The 1930-nt window shown below is 62.1% G+C and carries 2 protein-coding genes; both read left to right on the top strand.

All coding sequences use genetic code 11. The features are described 5' to 3' along the window. Window positions 1-1034, top strand: a 1034-nt coding sequence (gene ssuD, locus FT726_RS26985; protein ID WP_346303820.1) for an FMNH2-dependent alkanesulfonate monooxygenase, incomplete at its 5' end; no start/stop codon positions are given. A gap of 14 nt (window positions 1035-1048) precedes the next feature. Continuing rightward, window positions 1049-1930: FAD/NAD(P)-binding protein (locus tag FT726_RS26980; protein WP_346303819.1), on the top strand; the 882-nt coding region annotated here is incomplete at its 3' end.

The following is a 1930-nucleotide window of genomic DNA, read 5'->3' as shown; positions in this document are numbered from 1 at the left end:
TGGGCTTTTACGGCGTCCTCATTCCGACAGGCAAAAGCTGTGAGGATTCCTGGCTGGTGGCTTCCGCGCTGGCACCAATGACGCGCCGGCTGCGCTATCTGGTCGCCGTACGGCCAGGGTTACAGCCACCCACGCTGGCAGCGCGCATGGCTACCACGCTGGATCGTCTGTCGGAAGGCCGTCTGCTGATTAACGTGGTCACCGGCGGCGATCCGGTAGAGAACAAAGGCGACGGCATCTTCCTCAACCACAGCGAACGTTATGAAGTGACTCGCGAGTTTCTGGATGTGTATAGTCGGCTGATGCGCGGCGAAAAAGTGGATTATCAGGGCGAGCATATTCAGGTTGAAGGCGCTGAGGTGCTGTTTCCACCGGTGCAGGAAAACGGTCCACCGCTCTACTTTGGTGGCTCATCGGAGGCAGCAATCGACGTGGCGGCGCAGCAGATTGACACCTATCTCACCTGGGGAGAGCCACCGGCGCAGGTAGCAGAAAAACTGGCGGTCGTGCGTGAGCGCGCTGAGTCACGCGGCCGGAAACTCGAATACGGTATCCGCCTGCATGTGATTGTGCGTGAAACCGAAGAAGAAGCCCGAGCGGCGGCGGATAAACTGATTGCCCATCTGGATGACGACACTATCGCTCAGGCGCAGAAGATTTTTGCCCGCATGGATTCCGCCGGTCAGGCGCGCATGAGTGCGCTGCACAACGGTTCGCGCGATAATCTCTACATTGCGCCGAATCTGTGGGCAGGCGTCGGACTGGTGCGCGGCGGTGCCGGCACGGCACTGGTGGGCAGCCCGCAGCAGGTCGCTGAACGCATCCGGGAATACCATGCGCTCGGCGTGACTAACTTCATTCTATCGGGCTATCCGCATCTGGAAGAGGCACATCGCGTGGCTGAATTGCTGCTGCCGCTGTTACCGCTGGCTCACGGTCAGCAGCAGCGCGCCCGTACCATTAACACTGGCCCGTTTGGTGAAACCATCGGCGGCGATAAGCGCCCATCGGCGAAACAGACGAGCGCCAGCTGATGCAGGAGAAGGCGATGGCAACAGCGCACATCATTATTGTCGGCGGGGGCTTCAGCGGCACAGCGCTGGCAATTCACCTTGCCCGCACGTCGCTCGCGCCGCTACTGATTACAGTGGTCGAACCGCGCGCCAGCCTCGGCGCCGGTGTTGCCTATTCCACGCTGGAACCGGCACACCGCATCAACGTGCCGGCTGCGCGTATGCAGCTCAACGGAGAAGAGCAGGGCGCCTTTGATCGCTGGTATCGTCAGCAACCGGAATGTTCACTGGATTCGGCAGCACACTGTGCCGATGGCGCGGTGTATCCGCAGCGCGCGCTGTTTGGCCGCTATCTGGCTCAGCAGTTTGTCGCCGCCGCTGAGGCGCATCCGCATGTCACTCTGCGTCACGTTCAGGCGCGTGCGCTGGCATGGGAAGGGCAACAACTGCTGTTGAGTAACGGTGAAACCCTGACTGGCGACATCCTGGCGCTGGCGATCAGCCATCCACCGCCGTCGCTGCCACGTATGCTACAGCCGTTTGCCGACCATCCGGCGCTGATTGCTAACCCGTGGCAGCCAGGCGTGCTGGATAACGTTGAGCCTGACGCATCGGTGGCGATTGTCGGCACCGGCCTGAGCATGGCTGATGTGGTGGCTTCGCTGGCGACGCGTGACCATCAGGGGCTGCTGCTGGCGTTCTCACGGCGCGGACAACTGTCACGCGCCAATCTCAGCGGCGAATGGCCGGAGTGGACAGTGGCCGCGCAATCTCAGCCCAGCGCGCGCCGCTGGCTGCGGCATATTCGTGATGAAGTCGCTCGCGCTGCCGCGCAGCAGCTGCCGTGGCAGCGTGTGCTTGATGAGGTGCGTGTGCAGGGACAAGCCATCTGGCAGTCACTCCCGCTGCCTGAACAG

The sequence above is a fragment of the Pantoea sp. Morm genome, from assembly GCF_016643525.1.
GTDB lineage: Bacteria > Pseudomonadota > Gammaproteobacteria > Enterobacterales > Enterobacteriaceae > Pantoea > Pantoea dispersa.
The sequence above is the reverse complement of the archived record's forward strand: the minus strand, read 5'-3'. Positions and strand labels throughout refer to the sequence as shown.